A 16,854-nucleotide genomic window follows, 5' to 3' on the forward strand; every position below is an offset into this window, starting at 1 on the left:
TGGATTTTTGGAGCTTTGAACCACCGTGACTGAGCAGGTTGCGATACAGACGGATTTTGCGCGTAATTTAAGCGCAGGCATGGGCTTTCTGGCCCAGGAACTCACCGCGGGCGTGACGACCGCGGGCGTAGCATTGCCGATGTGCGTCTCCTCCGGCGTCCTTGCCCTATCACCGCTCGGCGCAGATCGGGTGGCGGAAGGCGCGCTTGCCGGCGTCATCGCTGCCATTGTCGGCGGCATTGTCGCGTCCGCATTTCAACGGTCGTGCTTCGTGACGACCATGCCCAGCAACTCGCTGATCCAGGCGAGCCTGCTGGGATCCCTGTTGGTCGCTCTCGACGGCAACACGACACAAGCGCTGCTTGCCTTCGTCGGTTGCGTGATGCTGACCGGCCTATGGATGATGCTTATCGGCCCGACCGGACTCGCCCGGATCGTCAAGCTTGCCCCCCATCCGGTTGTCGCCGGGTTCGTCTCGGGCGTCGGAATCCTGGTCATCAAGAGCCAGACGCCGATGCTTCTCGCAGTCTCCTCCTGGAGCGGCATCATGGCGGCGGACTTCAGCCTGGCGACGATCACAAGACTTCCATTCGGACTTGCGCTGATCGCGGCCATGGCGATGATCACGCGGCTTGCGCCCAAGAATCCGGCGCTGCTTGCCGGCCTGATCGTCGGCTATGTGATCTACCACGCAGCCCGCCTGTGGGCGCCCGACATTGAGTTCGGCCCCGTTATCGGCTCGATCGATATAGAGGGCTGGGCACCGGTCAGCATGATCGAGGCTGCCTCAACGCTCCGGCTGGGGCTGAAACATATCTGGTGGACCCTGATTGCGGGCTCGTTGACCTTGGCGATCGTGGGAACGCTCGACACCGTATTTACCCTGCGCACTGCGCGCAATTTGGCCGACATTCAGGTCGGCCAGGACCGCGCCCTTATCGGGCTGGGCATGGCCAATCTTGTCTCTCCCATGATGGGGGGGCTGTTCGTATCCACGTCGGCCGCGCTGACCGCCGCCAACTACCGTGCCGGCGGGCGCATGCGCACGTCGACGTTTGCGAGCCGGGCGGTGCTGCTCGCTGCCATCCTTGCGTTCCCGGATCTGATCTTCTCGATGCCGCTGGTTGTGCTGTCCGCCATTCTGGTCTTCGTCGGCATCAATACCATCGACCGTTGGGCGCTGCGGACCGCGCGGCAGGCACTTCTCGGCGACAGTGCGGCGGGCCGCACCCAGGCACGGCGCAATATGGCCGTGGTCGCCGCTGTGGCGCTCGCCACAGTCCTTGGCCAACCCGTTGTCGGCGCCGTGGTCGGCGTGGCGCTGGCCTGCATTGTCTTCATGATCGAAATGAGCCGACCGGTGGTGCGACGCAAGGAGATCGTCGGCAAGACGCGCTCCAGGCGCATCCGCTCCACTGCTCAGACCGAGTTGCTGGCGATTCACGAGCGCGAGCTGGCGGTCCTCGAGCTGCAGGGCGTGCTGTTCTTTGGCAATGCCGATGAGCTCGCGGAGGAAATTCCGCCTGCCCAGCGTGGTGCGAGTGATCATTCTCGATTTCCGCGCCGTCAGCGACGTCGACGCCTCCGGCGCATTGACCTTGCAGCAGATCTCCGCTCGCAGCGCCCGGCGTGGTCAGCGATTGTTCTTCAGTGATCTCAGGGATGCCGAGGCCCTGGAGGAGTTTACGTCACAAAGCGATGGGCCCAACATCTACCCCGATCTCGAGGCAGCGCTGGAGCGCTTCGAGGAGGAAATCGTCGAGCGCACGGACAGTACTGCCCGCTCGGTGATAGCGGTGCCGCTCGAGCGCACCGATTTCGGCATGACCATGGCGCCGGAAGATTTGAAGGTGCTGATGAGCTATCTCGACCACGTCGAGTTCCCCAAAGGCGCCGTGCTGTGCCGCGCTGGCGATCAGGCGGACCGACTGTGGATGCTGACGCGCGGTTGTATCAGCGTCTGGGTGGATGCGCCTGGCGGACGGCGGCGGCTGGCGAGCATCGGGGCTGGATGTACTGTGGGGGAAATGGGCTTCCTGACCGAGCGACCGCGCTCGACCGACGTGATCGCGGACGAGGACGTTGTTGCCTATGAGCTGGCCTCGTCTGCCGCCAACAAGATATCAAAGGCCAAGCCGCATATCGCGCAAGCCGTGTTGAGAAGCATTGCCCGCCAGCTCTCCGATCGCCTCCGCAATGCGACGGAAGACCTTCGGATGAGCCATATGTGACATCGATGGGGCAGGCAGCGCCCAAACGCGTGCAGAATCACGCGAACTATATTGATCTTGAAGCACACTAGTTTCGTTAGCGGGCGATGAGTTTTGTTAGTTTCTATCGCTACGGAATACTTAAACCGATACAGCAACGCCGATAAGATGTTTTGGCAAGCAGCGCAGCCGAAATACGAATTAACTCGATAGTTTGTTGCGCGGCTGCAACAGCTGTTGAAAACTCGGACGATTTCGTCACAGGTCAGTCGCCTTTTTCTTGTAGTCGTGCTAAATCGTTCGCACTAGTCGGGTTTGGGGTGGGTTCTCGGCATGCAATCTTCGTTTCGGACGATCGTCGGCTGCGCCGCAGCGCTGCTTTGTACCGGCGAATTGCCGGCCGGCGCGCAGGGTCTTTTTTCGGCCTATGAGGATGCTTTTTCAGCCCGCATCGCCAGTCCGGCCGACAACGGAACGCTCGCCCAATTCGTCACGGTTGCCGTTAACGCCGGGCAGTACGATCAGGCGATCTCGTCAATCGAGCAGTATTTGATCAAATATCCCCGCGATGCGCGCGCCCGGCTGGCGGCCAGCCGGTTGTACTATCATGTCGGCTCCTATGAATTGGCTCGGCGGCAGGTGCAGTACGGCATGGAAGTCGGCGGCCTGACCGCAAGTGAGCAGCAGGAAGCTGTTCGCCTGCTCGCCCGCATCGAGCGCGCGTTGCGTGGCGTCACCTGGGAACTCGCCCTGACCGGCGGCGTGTTCAGCGCATTTACCGATTTTGGGCCCGGCGGGGCGCAGGACGACGACAGCTTCGTCTCGCCCTATGGGCGGGCGGAAGGCTTTGTCCGATGGGACCTCGGCACGCCAAGTGCCGACGCTCTCGTTCTTTCGGGGTCATTGACGGCGACACAGCGCTTTTTCACGCCAGACCTGTCGGTTCCGGGTGGCAAGGAGACCTTCATCCACGGCAACGCCGCGATCACCTGGGACAAGGGATTACCCAACAGTGGGATCGATTCGCTGCGCCTGCTGCTTTCGGCGTTCACAGTTACGGATCGCTTCGACAGCGATATCCAGGAAACCGGCATCGGCGTCAGTGGGCGCTTTCTTGTGCGCCCGACGGTCGAGACGACGCTCTTCGCCGGTGGCGGCTACATCGATCTAGGCGCCTCGCAAGGCATTTTCGCCGATAGCAGGCTTTTCTATGAGGCAGGCGGCAGCTACCGCTTCCGCAATGGCCAGGCGCTCGGACTGCGCTTTGTCGGCTCGAATGACTTCGCCTCCGGATCTGAAATCGGCCGCAGCTACACGGGCGAGGTCCGCTATGGCGGCCTGTTGATGAACGTACCGGATCTTTTCGCATGGTCGCACCAGGTCGCTTTCTCGGCCGGACATAGCGACGCTCCCGATCTGTCCATCGGCATCGGCACAAGTATCAAGAGCGACTTCTGGCGCATTGCCTCGGAAAGCGATTTTCAGCTGACGGAGTCGCAGAAGATCAGCGTCGATCTTGCCTATCGCGAAACCAACTTCGACATCGCCAGCCGCGACCGAAAATCGTTCGAAATGCTCATGAGCTACACGTTGACGCTCAATTGAAAGAGGCCGCGATGAGGACCCCGTACCGTCAGATCGCCATTTTTGTCGCCTGCCTTGCCTTTGCGGCACCATCTGCCGCTGAAACGGTCGGGTCGATGACGGCCTACCAGACCAACATCGTCCGCAACAACGGCGGGACAATGAACGTCGGCGCGGGCGTCGAACTCGGCGACCAGCTGCGCAGCAATCCCACTGGTCTTGGAATGCTGGTGTTCCGGGACGAATCGAGCGCCAAGATTGGTCCGAACACCAGCCTGACGATCGATGAATTCGTCTACAATCCGGGATCCGGATCGGGAAAGATCGACATCGGGATGAACAGCGGCCTGGCCCGATTCTATGGCGGCCAGGTTTCGAAAGGCGGCGTCATGCAGGTTGCGACGCCGCACATGGTGCTCGGGGCCAGAGGCGGCATCATCGAAGTGCTGGTGGCAGCCGGCCAGACCGTCGGCATACTGCGCGCCGGCCGCATGACCTGCACGATGAATGGCAAACGGCTGGTCATCACAAACCCGGGCTTCGCCTGCACGTCGGAAAATGGCAAGCTGCTGACCGGCTACGGCGGAATCGACACCTTCCCGATATTGGACAGCATCGACCGGATTGCCGGCACCGGCCTGCCAGGCGCACCGGGTCCGGGATTGGACGTAAGCGCGCTTTGTGCGTCGGCACTCGGCGGCTCGCTCAAGGTCTGCGAGTCCAGCGATGGCGCATTGCCAGGAGTGGTCATGGAGTTCCCCGACAGCCCAACGCCACCTGCCGGGGGCGGGGTGAAGGATGAGGGCGATGGCGATGGCGAGGGCTGCGACTACTACTGCAATTAGGCCCGGCCGCACGACATGAGCCTTTTGGCCGGTTGGCGCTGGGCTGATTGGCGGCAAGCTGGCAGGCGCAAAATATCCGGCCTTGTGGTCGTGCTCCTGCTGCTCGCTTGCCATTTGGCTTTTGACGGGCCGTTGTCGCGCCTGCGTGAGCGGACGTACGACTTCTACCAGTTTCTCGCCCCACGCCAGGCGACGAGCAATCCTGTCGTGATCGTCTCGATAGACGACGCCAGCCTCAAGGCACATGGGCGATGGCCCTGGAACCGTGGCCTCTTGGCCGATCTGGTCGATGGCATCACCGCATCCGGCGCGGCGGTGGTCGGGCTTGCGCTGGTACTCCCCGAGGCCGACACCTCGCCTGAGGGCATCGGCGGAGACAAGCGCCTGGCAGCGGCGCTGGCGAAAAATCGAACGGCGCTTGCCGTCAGCCTAGGCAATGAGGCGACGGTTTCAGAAGCAGAACCCAAAGCCGGCTGGTCGATCGTCGGGCAGGTACCCGATACACTTCCCGGCTTCACCGGCCTGACCGGCTCGCTTGCCGAATTCTCCAACGCCGCCGCGGGCCTCGGCGTAATTCGCACCTTGCCCGATCCCGACGGCGTACTGCGCCATGTGCCGCTGCTGTGGCTTCGCAATACCGCTCAAGGCGTGCAGCTGTGGCCGTCCTTCGCGCTCGAGCTTCTGCGCCTTTACGCCGGGCAGGACGGCTACATAGCCCGGATGAATGCCGCCGGGTTCGACGCACTCAGGATGGCCGGCGCCATCGTGCCGCTCGAGCCGGAGGGGAGCATCCGCCTCTGGGAAACCGCCACGGATACGCCCCGTATATCTGCCAGCACTATCCTTTCGGGCGGCAGTGATCCGCGGCTGCGGGACGCCATCGCCATTGTCGATCTGTCGGCCGTGGGACTGACGCAGTACCTGCCCACCCCGACACGTCCAGCGCGACCAGGCGCGGACATCCACGCCGATGCAATCGGCCAGATGCTTGCCGGGCGCTACCTGGCAGAGCCAACGCACGCGCGTATGCTCGAGCGGCTCTGGTTTGTCCTCAGTGCCGTCGTTTTCATCGGACTTTCCGGAGTGCTCGCCTGGCGTGTCGTGCTTGGTGCCCTGGCTCTCGTGCTGCTGGCCGTCACGCCGTTCGTGTTCGGCGCTCTCGAATACAGCCTGCAGGGTGCACTCTATGACCCGCTGCAGCCGGCGCTTGCGACGATCCTGGTAGCCGGCTTCGAAGGCTATGTTCTCTACAGGCGCAGCGAGCAGCGCCGGTCCACCCTGGCACGGCAGTTCTCCCAGTATCTGTCGCCTTCCGTGGTGCAGCGCCTCGCAAGCTCGGACACCGAAGCGATCCTGTCCGGCGAGAAGCGCGAGATCACGATCCTGCTCAGCGACATACGCGGCTTCACGACGATGAGCGAACAACTCGATACCCAGGAAATCGCCAAGGTGGTCAATCACTTCCTCGGCATTGCGACCGATGAGATCCTCAAGCGCGACGGCACCATCGACAAGTTCATGGGCGATGCGGTGCTCGCCTTCTGGAACGCGCCGCTTGATCAGCCGGACCATCGCGAGCGCGCGCTCGACGCGGGCCTTGCCCTGATCGAACGGGTGAAGCGTGAAGACGCCGCCTTCACCGCGGACGGCCACCCCTCCATCGCAATCGGCGTCGCCATCGAGACCGGCATCTGCTCGGTAGGCAATTTCGGCTCCGAACGGCGCTTCGATTACACTGCGATCGGTTCGCCCGTGAACCGCACAGCACGGCTCGAGTCGACGACCAAGAAGCTGGGCATCCCGCTGGTGCTTGGTCCCGGTTTTGCCGCAGGAGCATCGATGCCGGTCGTCCAGGCAGGCGCATTTGAGCTCCAGGGCTTCAAGGGGGAGGTGCCGGTTTTCACCGTTCCGGAGATGCAAGCTGCTCACCAAGGTATGAGCCGCGAAGTAGAGAGCCAACGTGGTGCGCAATCTGGCGCCCCTGCCGTGGTGGTTGGTTCGCCGCCATCCGTGCAAATGGCACCGCCTGATCTTGCACCCCGAACCCGAAGCACACGCTGACCGGATCCAGCGGATGGCAGGGGTGCCGACCTGCTTTGTGAACTAATACTGCTGGGGAGGCCTAGGTGTCATCAAACGGCCCTTTAATTGCGGGTGGCTGTCAATCCGGATCAGCGCGACAGCCGATGAGACGCGGATAGACGGCGAAGGGATCCGTCGAGGTAACCCCGGCAATGATTGTCGAGGCCGCCGAATTTTCGAGCGATAAGATAGGCCGTGTTATCCAGTTCACCACGAATGGCAGCACGGCTTCGTTGAGTTAGCCGGCGCCATCATGTGGAGGCAGCGCGTGGTTCAGATTGTTTATCCTCGCCGCCGGATCATGCGCTCGGGATGTTCCCAAGAGCATCCAGCCGTAGCACTCCCCGAGCTGCCCTAACGAGAGAGTTCGCTGGGCCGGGATTATGGCCGTTATGAACCTGACGCAATCGATGCAGCGCTGGCCTCGTCGGGCGCGTGGGCGGTCTATCGACATCAATCGGTCGCCGCGGATGTTGGGATGCGCAGGCGTCGGCGTACGTAGCACCGATGCGCCTTGGGCATGTGGGCGTTGACAGTGACATGGCCGCAGCGACGTGTTTCAGACGCCGAGCAATTCCAAGGACTGAGCACCAGAACCGAACCTTCCGACGGATTTTCGCGAGCTGCATTCCTCCCTCCCCTCCTTATCAAAACCGCCGCTCGCGAATTCGCTGGCCAGTATATCTGCGATATGACATACATATATCACTCAGAGGATATACAAATGCCGCTCTTCATTCGCGATCCCGACGTCGATGCCATGGCCGTCGAGCTGCAGCAGATTACCAACGCGCGCAGCAAGACCGAGGCCGTCAGAACCGCCTTGCGCCATGAGATCGAGCGCAACCGCGGCAGCGTCCCGCTGCGCGAGAGACTTGCCAAAGTCAAGGAAATGGCGCGGCGGATCGGGCCGGCCAACCCTGATTTCGATATGAAGAAATTCACCGACCAAATGTGGAGCGACGACTGATGTTCGTCGATGCCTCGGTGATCGTTGCCATCCTGAACGAGGAACCTGGCGCGGAAGAACTGGAAAAGCGGCTCGCGGCCGCGACCAAGCCGCTGTATATCTCCCCGCTCGTCCGGTTCGAGGCAGTCCAGGGTCTCGCGCGAGCATCGGCCGAAGCCATCAAAAAGAACGCCAAGCCCACGGCCGACATGCTGGCGCAAGCCCGTGAGACCGTCGACGCCTTTTTGATCGAGATCGCCGGCAAGGAAATCATGATATCCGGCGACATCGGCGACCGGGCGATCGAAGCCAGCATGAAATACGGCAAAGCAGTCGGGCACAAAGCCGATCTCAATTTCGGCGATTGTTTTGCCTACGCTTGCGCGAAGGCTCACCGGCTTGCCCTGCTTTACAAGGGCAATGACTTTTCACAAACTGATCTGGCGTAAGGCTTTCCTGGCCTTGCATCGCGGCGCGAGAGCCGATGGGCCCTTTTGCATGCTTTGGGCGAATCGTCGTCTTTCATGGTTAAACGCAATATTACGAGGAACGTTCGCTGCAGCACTGGTTTTCTTCGGCACGATCACCGTCCAGGCACAGCGGGCAGACGGCATCTTCTGGGTGCTGCGATCGGGTGCGCCATGCCGCGATCTTCCAGGGGGCGATACGGCCCACGCACCACCTGCTACAATCGCTTCGTTCGATGGCGGAAAGCAGGTGTGTGGGACCGCCTCATGCATGGCATCACCAAAGCCCATGATGCAACGGTGCAGATGATCGATACCTCCATTGTTCGCGTCCATCAGCAAGGCGCGACAGCAAAAAGGGGGATCGAGATTATTGTCTCGGTCGTTCCCGATGCGGGCTGACGACCAAAATCCATGCTCTTGTCGACGCCGAAGGCAGGCCGATCAAGCTGACGCTCACGGCAGGTCAAATGAGTGACATCGCCTACGCAGCGGACTTGATCAAGGATTTGCCCGAGGGTGCCATGCTGCTCGCCGACAAGGGCTATGATGCCAACGCCTTGCGCAATGCCGTCACCGAGCAAAAGGCATGGGCCAACATCCCGCCCAAGGCCAACCGCAAGGACCCGATGTGCTTCAGCCCCTTTCTCTACAAGGCCCGCAACCTCGTCGAACGTTCTTCAACAAGGCCAAGCAGTTCCGTAGCATCGCAACTCGATATGACAAGCTGGCAGAAAACTAGCTTGCTGCCCTGAAACTCGTGTCAACTCGCATCTGGCTACGCGGTGATGAGTCTACGTCCCAGCGCTTTGCGTGCCCTGCCCGGTTGTCATTCGCCGCGCATGGTCGCCTGGAACGTCGGCAGGTGCTTCTTCTGCGCCTCGAGCATTTTCTCGCGATAGACGCCATAGATGACGTCGGTGTCGTGCAGTGTGACGCCGGCAATTGTCGGCGAGGCAAAAACCGGCAGTTCGATGCCGCGTTTCGAAAGCGCCTCGGCGGTGCGGGCGATCAGCTCATGCGCCAGGATCATGGCAAGCACGGTCGACGAACCGGAGACCGGCCGGCTCCAGCCCTCGACCGGCACGATGGCATCCTCGATCGGCGAGCAGGTGTCGATGACAAGGTCGGCGGCATCGGCAAGCCGTTTGCCGGAAGAGTGCGTCGCCGGCTTGTCGAGATTGTTCTTGCTAGTTATCGCAACGACGAAGATGCCGCGTTTTTTCGCATAAAGCGCGGTGTCGATGCCGGACGAATTGCGGCCGCTGTGGCCAAAGATGATGATCGAATCGCCTTTGTTCAGCGGCTGGTGGTCGAGGAATTTCTCGGCGTATTTCTCGGTCCGCTCCAACCACAGAAGTTCGCGCACGCCGCCGGCGCCGAGCACGTTATGCCACATGACACGCGGGTCGGTCAGCGGATTGAAGCCGACATAGCTGCCGTAGCGCGGAAACACTTCCTGGACCGGCAACACCGAGTGGCCCGAGCCGTAAAGATGAACCAACCCGCCGCTCTCGAGCGTGTCGGCAAAGCGGCTGGCCGCTTCGCCGAAGGCTTCGGCATTGGCTTTCGAAGCCTGTTCGATGAGGGCGGCAAGGCGGGGTATGTAAAGATCGGACACGTCGGTACTCCTGTTATGGGTCGGCTTGGGTATGGCTCAGCTTCTTGCGGTTGGCGCGGCGCGACCGGCACGCAGCGTCGAGCGGATTTCGTAGCGGTCGCCACGCATCACCGAGACGGTGAATTCGAACGGGCCGCGCTCGTCGGTGGTGATGCGCTCGACCACGAAAGCGGGGCTCCCCGCAGGCAGATCGAGCAACTCGGCATCCGCCGCCCCGACAGCGCCGACACGGTAGTTTTCACGCGCTGCGACCGGCACGATGCCGTAATGGCGTTCCAGCGCTTCGTAGAGCGAGCCTTGCAGCAGGCCGGCATCGAGAAAGCCCGGCACGCGCGCGGCCGAGAGTTGCGCAGTCTGAATACCGATCGGTTCGTTGTTGCCGAGCCTGAGCCGCCGGATGCGCACCACCGGGTCGCCCTCCTCGATCTCCAGCGCTCCGGCCGCGGCGGCATTGGCGGTGGTCAGGCTGCAGTCGAGCAAGCGCGAGCCGGCGACCACGCCCATATTGCCCATTTCCTGCGTGAAGCTGGTGAGTTCGCGGGTGCCGGCGACCAGCGTGGTGGAGCGCACGAAGGTGCCACGGCCATGTTCGCGCCTGAGCAGCCCGTGCTCCTCAAGATTGCGCAAGGCGTGTCGCAGCGTGATGCGGCTCACCCCGAACAAGGCGCACAGTCTGTCTTCGGCCGGAATCTGGTCGCCGGTCGCCCACTCGCCACTCTTGACGATGGCGCGGATGGCCTCTTCCACCTGATACCAGAGCGGCTCGGGCCTTCTGCGGTCGGGCAGATGGAAGCTCGCTTGACTCATCTTATCTGCCTCCACTGTGCTCCGGCGAGACCGGCCAGCGAGGCGCCGACGAGACCGGCGCGGGAGCCGAATTCGCCGGACCGCAGAACGACGTCGCGCAGATGCGGCGGCAACTGACGCCGCAAAGCCGAAAGCAGCGGCGGCCCTATCACGTCCAGCGCATCGGCAAGCCCGCCGGAAATCAGAATCGCCTGCGGATCAAGCAGCGCGACCGCACCCGCAAGGACAGTGCCCAGCCGGCGCGCCGGCAGCTCCAAGGCGTCAAGTGCGGCCGTGTTGCCAGCCCGCGCGGCCTCGACTAACCTGCCGCCATTGGCCAGCCCGATCTGGCGCGCCGCGGCGTCGAACGCCCGCCCGGAAGCGAAGCGCTCCAGCCAGCCGCTGCGGTCCTCGCCTTCATCCTCGATGTCGGCGCAGGCCCAGCCGAATGAGCAGGCGCCGCCACGTGCGCCTGCAACGATGCGGTTGTTGGCCAGAACGGCGGAGCCGATACCGGTGCCGATCGCCAGCAGGATGGCATCGGACAGGCCCTTTGCGGCACCTTCGATCGCTTCGGCCAGCATGGCGATCTGTGCGTCATTGCCAACGACAACGCGCAGACGAGGAAACAAGGCCGCGATGTCGATGCCGTCGAGATAGGGAAGGTTCGGAATCCAGCGGCAGACCGAGCCCTCGACAAGTCCGGGCACCGCAAGCCCGAGGGCGTCGACCGGACCGGCCTCGGCGCGCAAGGCACCGATACGGGCGACGAAGGCATCCAGGCTTGTCGGCGCAGGCTCGCGGCTCAGCATCTCCAGCCAGCGAACATCGCCGCTATGGATTGCGGCGCGCAAATTGGTGCCGCCAAGATCGATAGCCAGAATGCGTGTCATCGAGAGCCGCTCCGATTGGCCGGCGCGAACAGGCCACTGCCGGCTTGCCAGGACTGCGAAGCCGCCGCAAAACCCTGCGCGTAGCGCGTGCCGCGCAGGCAGCCGCGAAGCCGATAAAGCGCACTGTAATAATCGACGTAGGGGAAACTGCTCAGGCCGCGTGCCAGTTCGTATTCCCGCACCGCCTCGCTCCAGGCCTCGAAGCCGTCGCTGACGTCGACGAGGTGTTCGGGGCGAAAGCCTTCGTCGTCCTCCCAGTTTTCGCCGAACAGCAGCAGTTGCGGTGTGTGTGCAGCATGGTCGCGCTTCAGCGTCGGCAATGCCGCAAAAAAAATACCGGTCTGTGTCAGTCGGGCCGCGGCGCGATGGTCCTTGTGCCAGCTGCCATGCCAGTGAGTGATGACGATTTGCGGCTTCAACTCGCGCACAACATCGCAAACCTTGAGCGCCGTCTCGTCGTCGCAGGGCAGGAAGGCGTCGTGCAGCCCGAGACTGCGCATGGCAACGCCCAGCCTGGCTGCGGCCTTTGCGGCCTCCTCCTGCTTCTGGACGCAATAGTACTCGGGGGCGAGGCTTGGATGGCCCTGCTCGCCCATGCTGAGATGCAGGAAGGTGACTTCGGCACCGCCTTGCACCGCCGCCGCCGCCAGTGGACCGGCAAATCACCTCGGCATCGAAGGCATGCGCCCCGACGAGCAGAATCGAGCGTGCGGCATAGACCTTGTCCTCGATCATTTCGCGCCTCCCCCGGAGCCGACGCCCTCGCGAATCTGGCGGGCAAGCAGACAGTACATGATCAGGATGGGCGCCATGGAGATGGCAAGCGAGGCGAACACGAGGCCCCAATCCGTGCGGAACTGGCCGACAAACACGCTGATGGCCAGCGGCACGGTCTTGTAGCGGTCGTCGAAAATGAAGATCAGCGGGAAGAAGAAGTCGTTCCAGACGGCGATAGCGGTGAAGATGGCAACGATCGATATAGCTGGCTTCACCATTGGCAGCACGATCTGGAACAGAATGCGCGCCTCGCCGGCCCCATCCATGCGCGCAGCCTCGTCGAGCTCGGACGGCAGTACGCTCATGAAATTTGCGAAGATGAAGACGGCGAAGGGAATGCGGATGGCTGAATAGACGAGGATCAGGCCGATCAGCGAATCGAGCAGGCCAAGGTTGCGCATCAGCGTGAACAGCTCCACCGAGGCAAGCCGGATCGGCAGCATGATGCCGGACAGGAACAGGCCCAGCATGATACCGTTCCAGCCCAGCCGATAGCGGCTCAGCGGATAGGCGGCCATTGCCGACACGATAATCGTCAGGATCACCGCACCGCCGGTGACGATCAGGCTGTTGATGAAATTCTGGCCGAGATCGGCGCGCGTCCAGGCCGCAACGAAATTGTCGAAGGCAAAGCTTTGCGGCAGGCCGAGCCTGTTGTCGTAGATCTCCGCCGTGGTCTTGAAACAGGAGACGACGAGAATATAGAGCGGCAGCAGCACCGCTGCGGTCCACAGGACCAGCGCCGTCCAGCCGGGCAGCCGAGCAAGCTGTCGAGGGATGGCGAGCATATTCACAGTTGCACCGTGCGGCGGTCGAAGAAGCGCAGCATCACAAGCGTGCCGATGCTGAGGATGAGAAACAGCAGCGTTCCCAGCGCAAGCGCCAGGCCTATATCGGTGATACCGACCGCGCCTTCGGCGCCGAAAGCGAGCCGGTAGAAATAGGTCACCAGCGTGTCTGTGGAATAGCTCGGATTGCCCTGCACGCCTTGCATGACATAGACGATGTCGAACTGGTTGAAGGTGTTGATGAACGACAGCGTCGTCAACGTGCCGACGGCCGGCATCAGCAAAGGCAGGGCAACCGAGACCAGCATGCGGCCGCTGCCGGCGCCATCCAGCCTGGCAGCCTCGAATATCTGGGACGAAATCTGCCTGAGGCCGGCGGTGTAGATCAGCACCGGCAGGCCCATCCAGTTCCAGGCGTCGACGGCGATCAGCATCACGAGTGCCGTGTGGCTGTTGCCGAGAACCGTCAGGCTGCCTTGATGCAGGCCAAGGCCGTTGAGCATCCATTCGATGGTGCCGCCGGGCGCCAGCAGCAGCCGCCACAGGGCGCCGACGATGACCGGGCTCAGCACTGCCGGGAAGAAGAAGACCGACTGGAAGAAGGCCGCCCCTTTGGCGCGCAGGAACAGCAGCCAGGCCAACAGCAGACCAAGGCCGTTCTGGAACAGCATGATGCCGAAGAACCAGGCGACGTTGTGCCAGAGCGCTCCGTAGAGCCGCCCACCGCTCGGGAAAACGAACAGGCGGGTAAAATTCGACAGGCCGGCGAACTCCAGCATGCGCAGGCCCCTCCAGACGAAGAAGCTGCCCCACAGCGACATCAGCAGCGGATAAAGGACAAACAGCGCATAAACGGCCAGTGCCGGCACGATGAACAGCACGGCCATGCGCTGCTGGGTGCGCTGAAGGCTGCTTTTGCGGCGACGGGCGATCATGTGCTGTTTCGCGCAGGGTGTGACGGCCTACTGCTTCGGCTTGAACCAGCTGCTGACGGCGGCCTGCATGTCCGCCGCCAGCTTCTGCGGCGTGATGTTGCCTTCGACCATGTCGATGATCTCGGACTGCAGGATCGAGGAGGCCGTAGGCGTCTGCCAGCGGAAGCCGACAAGCGTCAGATAGGGTGTGGAATTCTTCGACATCTCCATCATCGTGGCGAGTACCGGGTCCTTCACGGTGACGTCGGTACGGGCCGGCGGCCAGCCCAACTCGTCGGCGAAGAGCTGCGCGAACTCGGCCGAAGCCATGAAGTTGAGCACCTTGATCGCTGCCTCCTTGTTGGTGCTTTCAGAGACCAGACCATAGGAGCCGTCTGAAAAGGCCCAGGTGTAGAGCTTGGTGGCAGGATCGTCGGCGGGGAACGGGAAGATCGAGAATTTCAGCTTCGGGTTCTGCGCCTTGAAGCTGCCGTTCTCGAACGAGCCGCCGAAGAACATGGCCGCCTTGCCGCCGATGAATTGCTGTGTCGAGGTGGTGTAATCGACCCCGGCAAAGCCGTCGGAGAAATACGGTTTCAACTCGGCATAGCGTTCCAGGGCAGCCACGTAGCGCGGATCCTCGAAGGTCGCCTTGCCGCTCATCATTTCGTCGTAGAAGCCCGGGCCATAGATGGTCGGGCCGACGACGCCGACGCCGATCTCCAGCGCCCAGGCGGAGCCGTTGGCGCCGCCGGCGGCTATTGGCGTTATCCCCGCCCCTTTCAGCCTCTCGCAGGCGGCGACGAAATCTTTGTAGGTCTTGGGAATCTCGATGCCCTGGGCGGCGAAGATGTCTTGATTGTAGAAGACGCCCATCATCGGCACCGAATAGGGCACGCCATAGATCTTGCCGTCGGCAACGCCACGAGCGCCGCCCAGCGCGCTATCGGGCATGTTCTTCAGCTCCGGCACGCTGTCGTCGAGCGGGTCGAGATAGCCACCCTCGATGAATGGCTGCAGTTCGCCGTAAGCCTTGAGCTGAGCGATATCAGGCCCGCGGCCGCCACGCAGCGCCGTACTCAGCCGGTTCTGGTAGTCGGCGTCGGGGGTGAACTGGATGTTGACCTTAATGCCGGGAGTCTTGGCCTCGAAGGCGTCGAAGATGCGGCGCATCGCAGCCTCGTCCTCGGTGCGCCAGCTCCACAGGGTCACGGTGTCGTCGGCCTTGGCCGGCAGTGCGGTGAAGACCCCAGTGCAGACTGCGGCAAACCCGCCGATCAGGCCGAGTGCGGCGCGTCGATGAATTGAAAGCATGCTCAGTCTCCCATTCTTGTCGATTGTCATTCCCACGGCGGTTCAAAGCCGAGAGGCAGTCATAAGCTTCTCTCATGTCATTATAACGACATGACTTCGACCGCAAGTGCCTTGCAGTATGTTCGGGCATGGCCGGCAGCGGAGAATCATCTCGAACTGTATCAGATAATCTCTTGTTTCCACGATATAATCTTGCATGCTTTGTTGACCGCAGTAAGAAACGCCGCAACACCGGCAGGAGCTCTCCACGAAGATAGCGCTTGCATCGTTGCTTCAAGTTGTCATAACGTCATGGACGTCGCTGTGTGGCTATGCGGAGGGTCGGATGTCTTTGGCTTGGATTTCGAAACTGGCGCTGGCTGCAGGGTTGTTGGCCTCGCCCACCATTGGCTGGGCCCAATCGGTCAACATCTCCTATCTGACCCACTGGTCGCCCGAAACGGTCGCTTTGCTGGACTCCGCGGCCAAGGACTACGCCAAGAGCAATCCGGATGTGACCGTCACCGTGCGCGCCGTCCCCTTCGGCGATCTCCTGACGACACTGCGTTCCCAGGGCGGCAGCTCGGACGGGCCGACGATCGGCGGCATCTATGATTTGTGGCTGCCCGAACTGGCGCGAGACAAGCTGGTCGCGCCGGCCCCCGATGCGGTTGCCGGCGAGGTCAAGAGTGCGTGGCCGGCCGGTGTCGTCAGTGCGGCCTCTGTTGGCGCCACGCTTTACGGCATTCCAAACGAGATCGACGTCTATGCGCTGAACTACAACAAGGAGCTGTTCAAGCACGCAGGCATTACGGCCGCGCCGAAGACCTGGTCCGAATTGAAGGATGCGGCCCAGAAGCTGACCAGGAAAGATGCCGGCCAGCAAGGTTTCGGCATGATCAATTCCTGGGCGGCGGGCGTCGTCCATCCCTTCGCCTCGCTACTGGCCTCCAATGGCGGCGAGCTGGTCAAGGACGGCAAACCGGTGCTCGACAGTCCTCAAGCCGGCGAGACTTTCCAGCTCTACGAGGACCTGATCAAGTCCGGTGCCAGCGATCCGGCGATGGCCACGGCCGACGCCAACACAACCGGTCCCTTCCTCGACAATTTCGTTTCCGGCAAGACCGGCATGATCATCATGGCCAACTGGTGGGAAAGCGCATTGAAGAGCGGCATGGGCGACAAGTTCTCCAATATCGCCACCGCACCCATCCCGGTGGGTCCGAACGGCGACAAGCCGCACTCGATCTCCTATTCGTGGATGACCGTCGTCAACGCCAATGCCGGTGAAGCCGAGCAGAAAGCGGCATGGGATTTCCTGGCGTGGCTGAACAGTCCGAAGTCCGGCGAGAACGGCGCCTCGGCAATGTCGGATATTCTGATGTCGATGGGCATCCTGCCGACGCGGACCTCCGACATCGAAGCCCATAAGGACAAGCTCGGCTCCGAGTTCCTGTCCGGCTATGTCAGCGTCCTTGCCGACGCCAAGCCCTTCCCTGTCGTGCCGGGCGGCCAGGAGTTCAGCGAATCGCTGCAGCAGACGCTCGAGGCGTTGCAGTATGGTCAGCTCTCGGCCAAGGATGCGCAGGCGAACGCGCAGGCCGATGCCGTCTCGATCCTGGAGCGTGCCGCCAAATAGCGAAGG

General features: G+C 62.3%; 15 protein-coding genes and 1 pseudogene. 9 read left to right on the plus strand and 7 right to left on the minus strand.

What is annotated here, in order from left to right; genetic code table 11:
* Positions 1-139 precede the first annotated feature (139 nt).
* From X760_RS69230 to X760_RS78395, 8 genes and pseudogenes are all read left to right on the plus strand, one after another.
* Complete coding sequence (locus X760_RS69230; RefSeq protein ID WP_245278739.1) at positions 140-1,654, plus strand: SulP family inorganic anion transporter; 1,515 nt, start codon at positions 140-142, stop codon at positions 1,652-1,654.
* Entirely contained in the window at positions 1,641-2,231 is a 591-nt protein-coding gene (locus X760_RS73950; RefSeq protein ID WP_023722242.1) for a cyclic nucleotide-binding domain-containing protein, read from the plus strand. The genes X760_RS69230 and X760_RS73950 overlap by 14 nt, the downstream gene beginning before the upstream one ends.
* A 312-nt stretch (positions 2,232-2,543) precedes the next feature.
* Positions 2,544-3,815, plus strand: a complete 1,272-nt coding sequence (locus X760_RS69235) for a tetratricopeptide repeat protein (protein ID WP_023722243.1) — start codon at positions 2,544-2,546, stop codon at positions 3,813-3,815.
* A gap of 11 nt (positions 3,816-3,826) precedes the next feature.
* A complete protein-coding gene (locus tag X760_RS69240) occupies positions 3,827-4,639 on the plus strand; it encodes a FecR domain-containing protein (RefSeq protein ID WP_031195034.1) in 813 nt (270 codons plus the stop codon).
* A 15-nt stretch (positions 4,640-4,654) separates the two neighbouring features.
* Positions 4,655-6,700, plus strand: coding sequence for an adenylate/guanylate cyclase domain-containing protein (locus X760_RS69245; protein ID WP_023722245.1), 2,046 nt, complete (start codon positions 4,655-4,657; stop codon positions 6,698-6,700).
* A 745-nt stretch (positions 6,701-7,445) separates the two neighbouring features.
* Positions 7,446-7,691, plus strand: coding sequence for a type II toxin-antitoxin system VapB family antitoxin (locus X760_RS69250; RefSeq protein WP_023722247.1), 246 nt, complete (start codon positions 7,446-7,448; stop codon positions 7,689-7,691).
* Positions 7,691-8,119, plus strand: coding sequence for a type II toxin-antitoxin system VapC family toxin (locus X760_RS69255; protein WP_023722248.1), 429 nt, complete (start codon positions 7,691-7,693; stop codon positions 8,117-8,119). The genes X760_RS69250 and X760_RS69255 overlap by 1 nt, the downstream gene beginning before the upstream one ends.
* A gap of 148 nt (positions 8,120-8,267) precedes the next feature.
* Positions 8,268-8,876: pseudogene (locus tag X760_RS78395) on the plus strand (IS5 family transposase); the annotation flags it as partial.
* Positions 8,877-8,966: 90 nt separating this feature from the next.
* On the opposite strand, the gene X760_RS69265 reads toward X760_RS78395, so the two are convergent.
* The 7 genes from X760_RS69265 to X760_RS69295 form a co-directional block, all read right to left on the minus strand.
* A complete protein-coding gene (locus tag X760_RS69265; RefSeq protein WP_023722251.1) occupies positions 8,967-9,758 on the minus strand; it encodes an SIS domain-containing protein in 792 nt (263 codons plus the stop codon).
* A gap of 36 nt (positions 9,759-9,794) precedes the next feature.
* The gene (locus X760_RS69270; protein WP_031195039.1) at positions 9,795-10,565 is read right to left on the minus strand and encodes a GntR family transcriptional regulator; all 771 of its coding nucleotides are present in this window, start codon (positions 10,563-10,565) and stop codon (positions 9,795-9,797) included.
* Complete coding sequence (locus tag X760_RS69275) at positions 10,562-11,437, minus strand: ROK family protein (protein WP_023722253.1); 876 nt, start codon at positions 11,435-11,437, stop codon at positions 10,562-10,564. Before X760_RS69275 ends, X760_RS69270 begins: the two co-directional genes overlap by 4 nt.
* Positions 11,434-12,072 (minus strand): PIG-L family deacetylase, encoded by a 639-nt coding sequence (locus X760_RS69280; protein WP_023722254.1) that lies wholly within the window; start codon positions 12,070-12,072, stop codon positions 11,434-11,436. Before X760_RS69280 ends, X760_RS69275 begins: the two co-directional genes overlap by 4 nt.
* A gap of 96 nt (positions 12,073-12,168) precedes the next feature.
* Entirely contained in the window at positions 12,169-13,002 is an 834-nt protein-coding gene (locus X760_RS69285; RefSeq protein WP_023722255.1) for a carbohydrate ABC transporter permease, read from the minus strand.
* A 2-nt stretch (positions 13,003-13,004) separates the two neighbouring features.
* Entirely contained in the window at positions 13,005-13,937 is a 933-nt protein-coding gene (locus X760_RS69290; RefSeq protein ID WP_031195041.1) for a sugar ABC transporter permease, read from the minus strand.
* Between the two features lie 27 nt (positions 13,938-13,964).
* On the minus strand, positions 13,965-15,230 hold the full coding sequence (locus X760_RS69295) for an extracellular solute-binding protein (protein ID WP_245278735.1): 1,266 nt from the start codon (positions 15,228-15,230) through the stop codon (positions 13,965-13,967).
* Positions 15,231-15,555: 325 nt separating this feature from the next.
* Here X760_RS69295 and X760_RS69300 point away from each other — a divergent pair, with 325 nt between their 5' ends.
* Positions 15,556-16,848 (plus strand): extracellular solute-binding protein, encoded by a 1,293-nt coding sequence (locus X760_RS69300; RefSeq protein ID WP_023722258.1) that lies wholly within the window; start codon positions 15,556-15,558, stop codon positions 16,846-16,848.
* Positions 16,849-16,854 lie beyond the last annotated feature (6 nt).

Source organism: Mesorhizobium sp. LSHC420B00 (assembly GCF_000503055.1).
Taxonomy (GTDB): Bacteria; Pseudomonadota; Alphaproteobacteria; order Rhizobiales; family Rhizobiaceae; genus Mesorhizobium.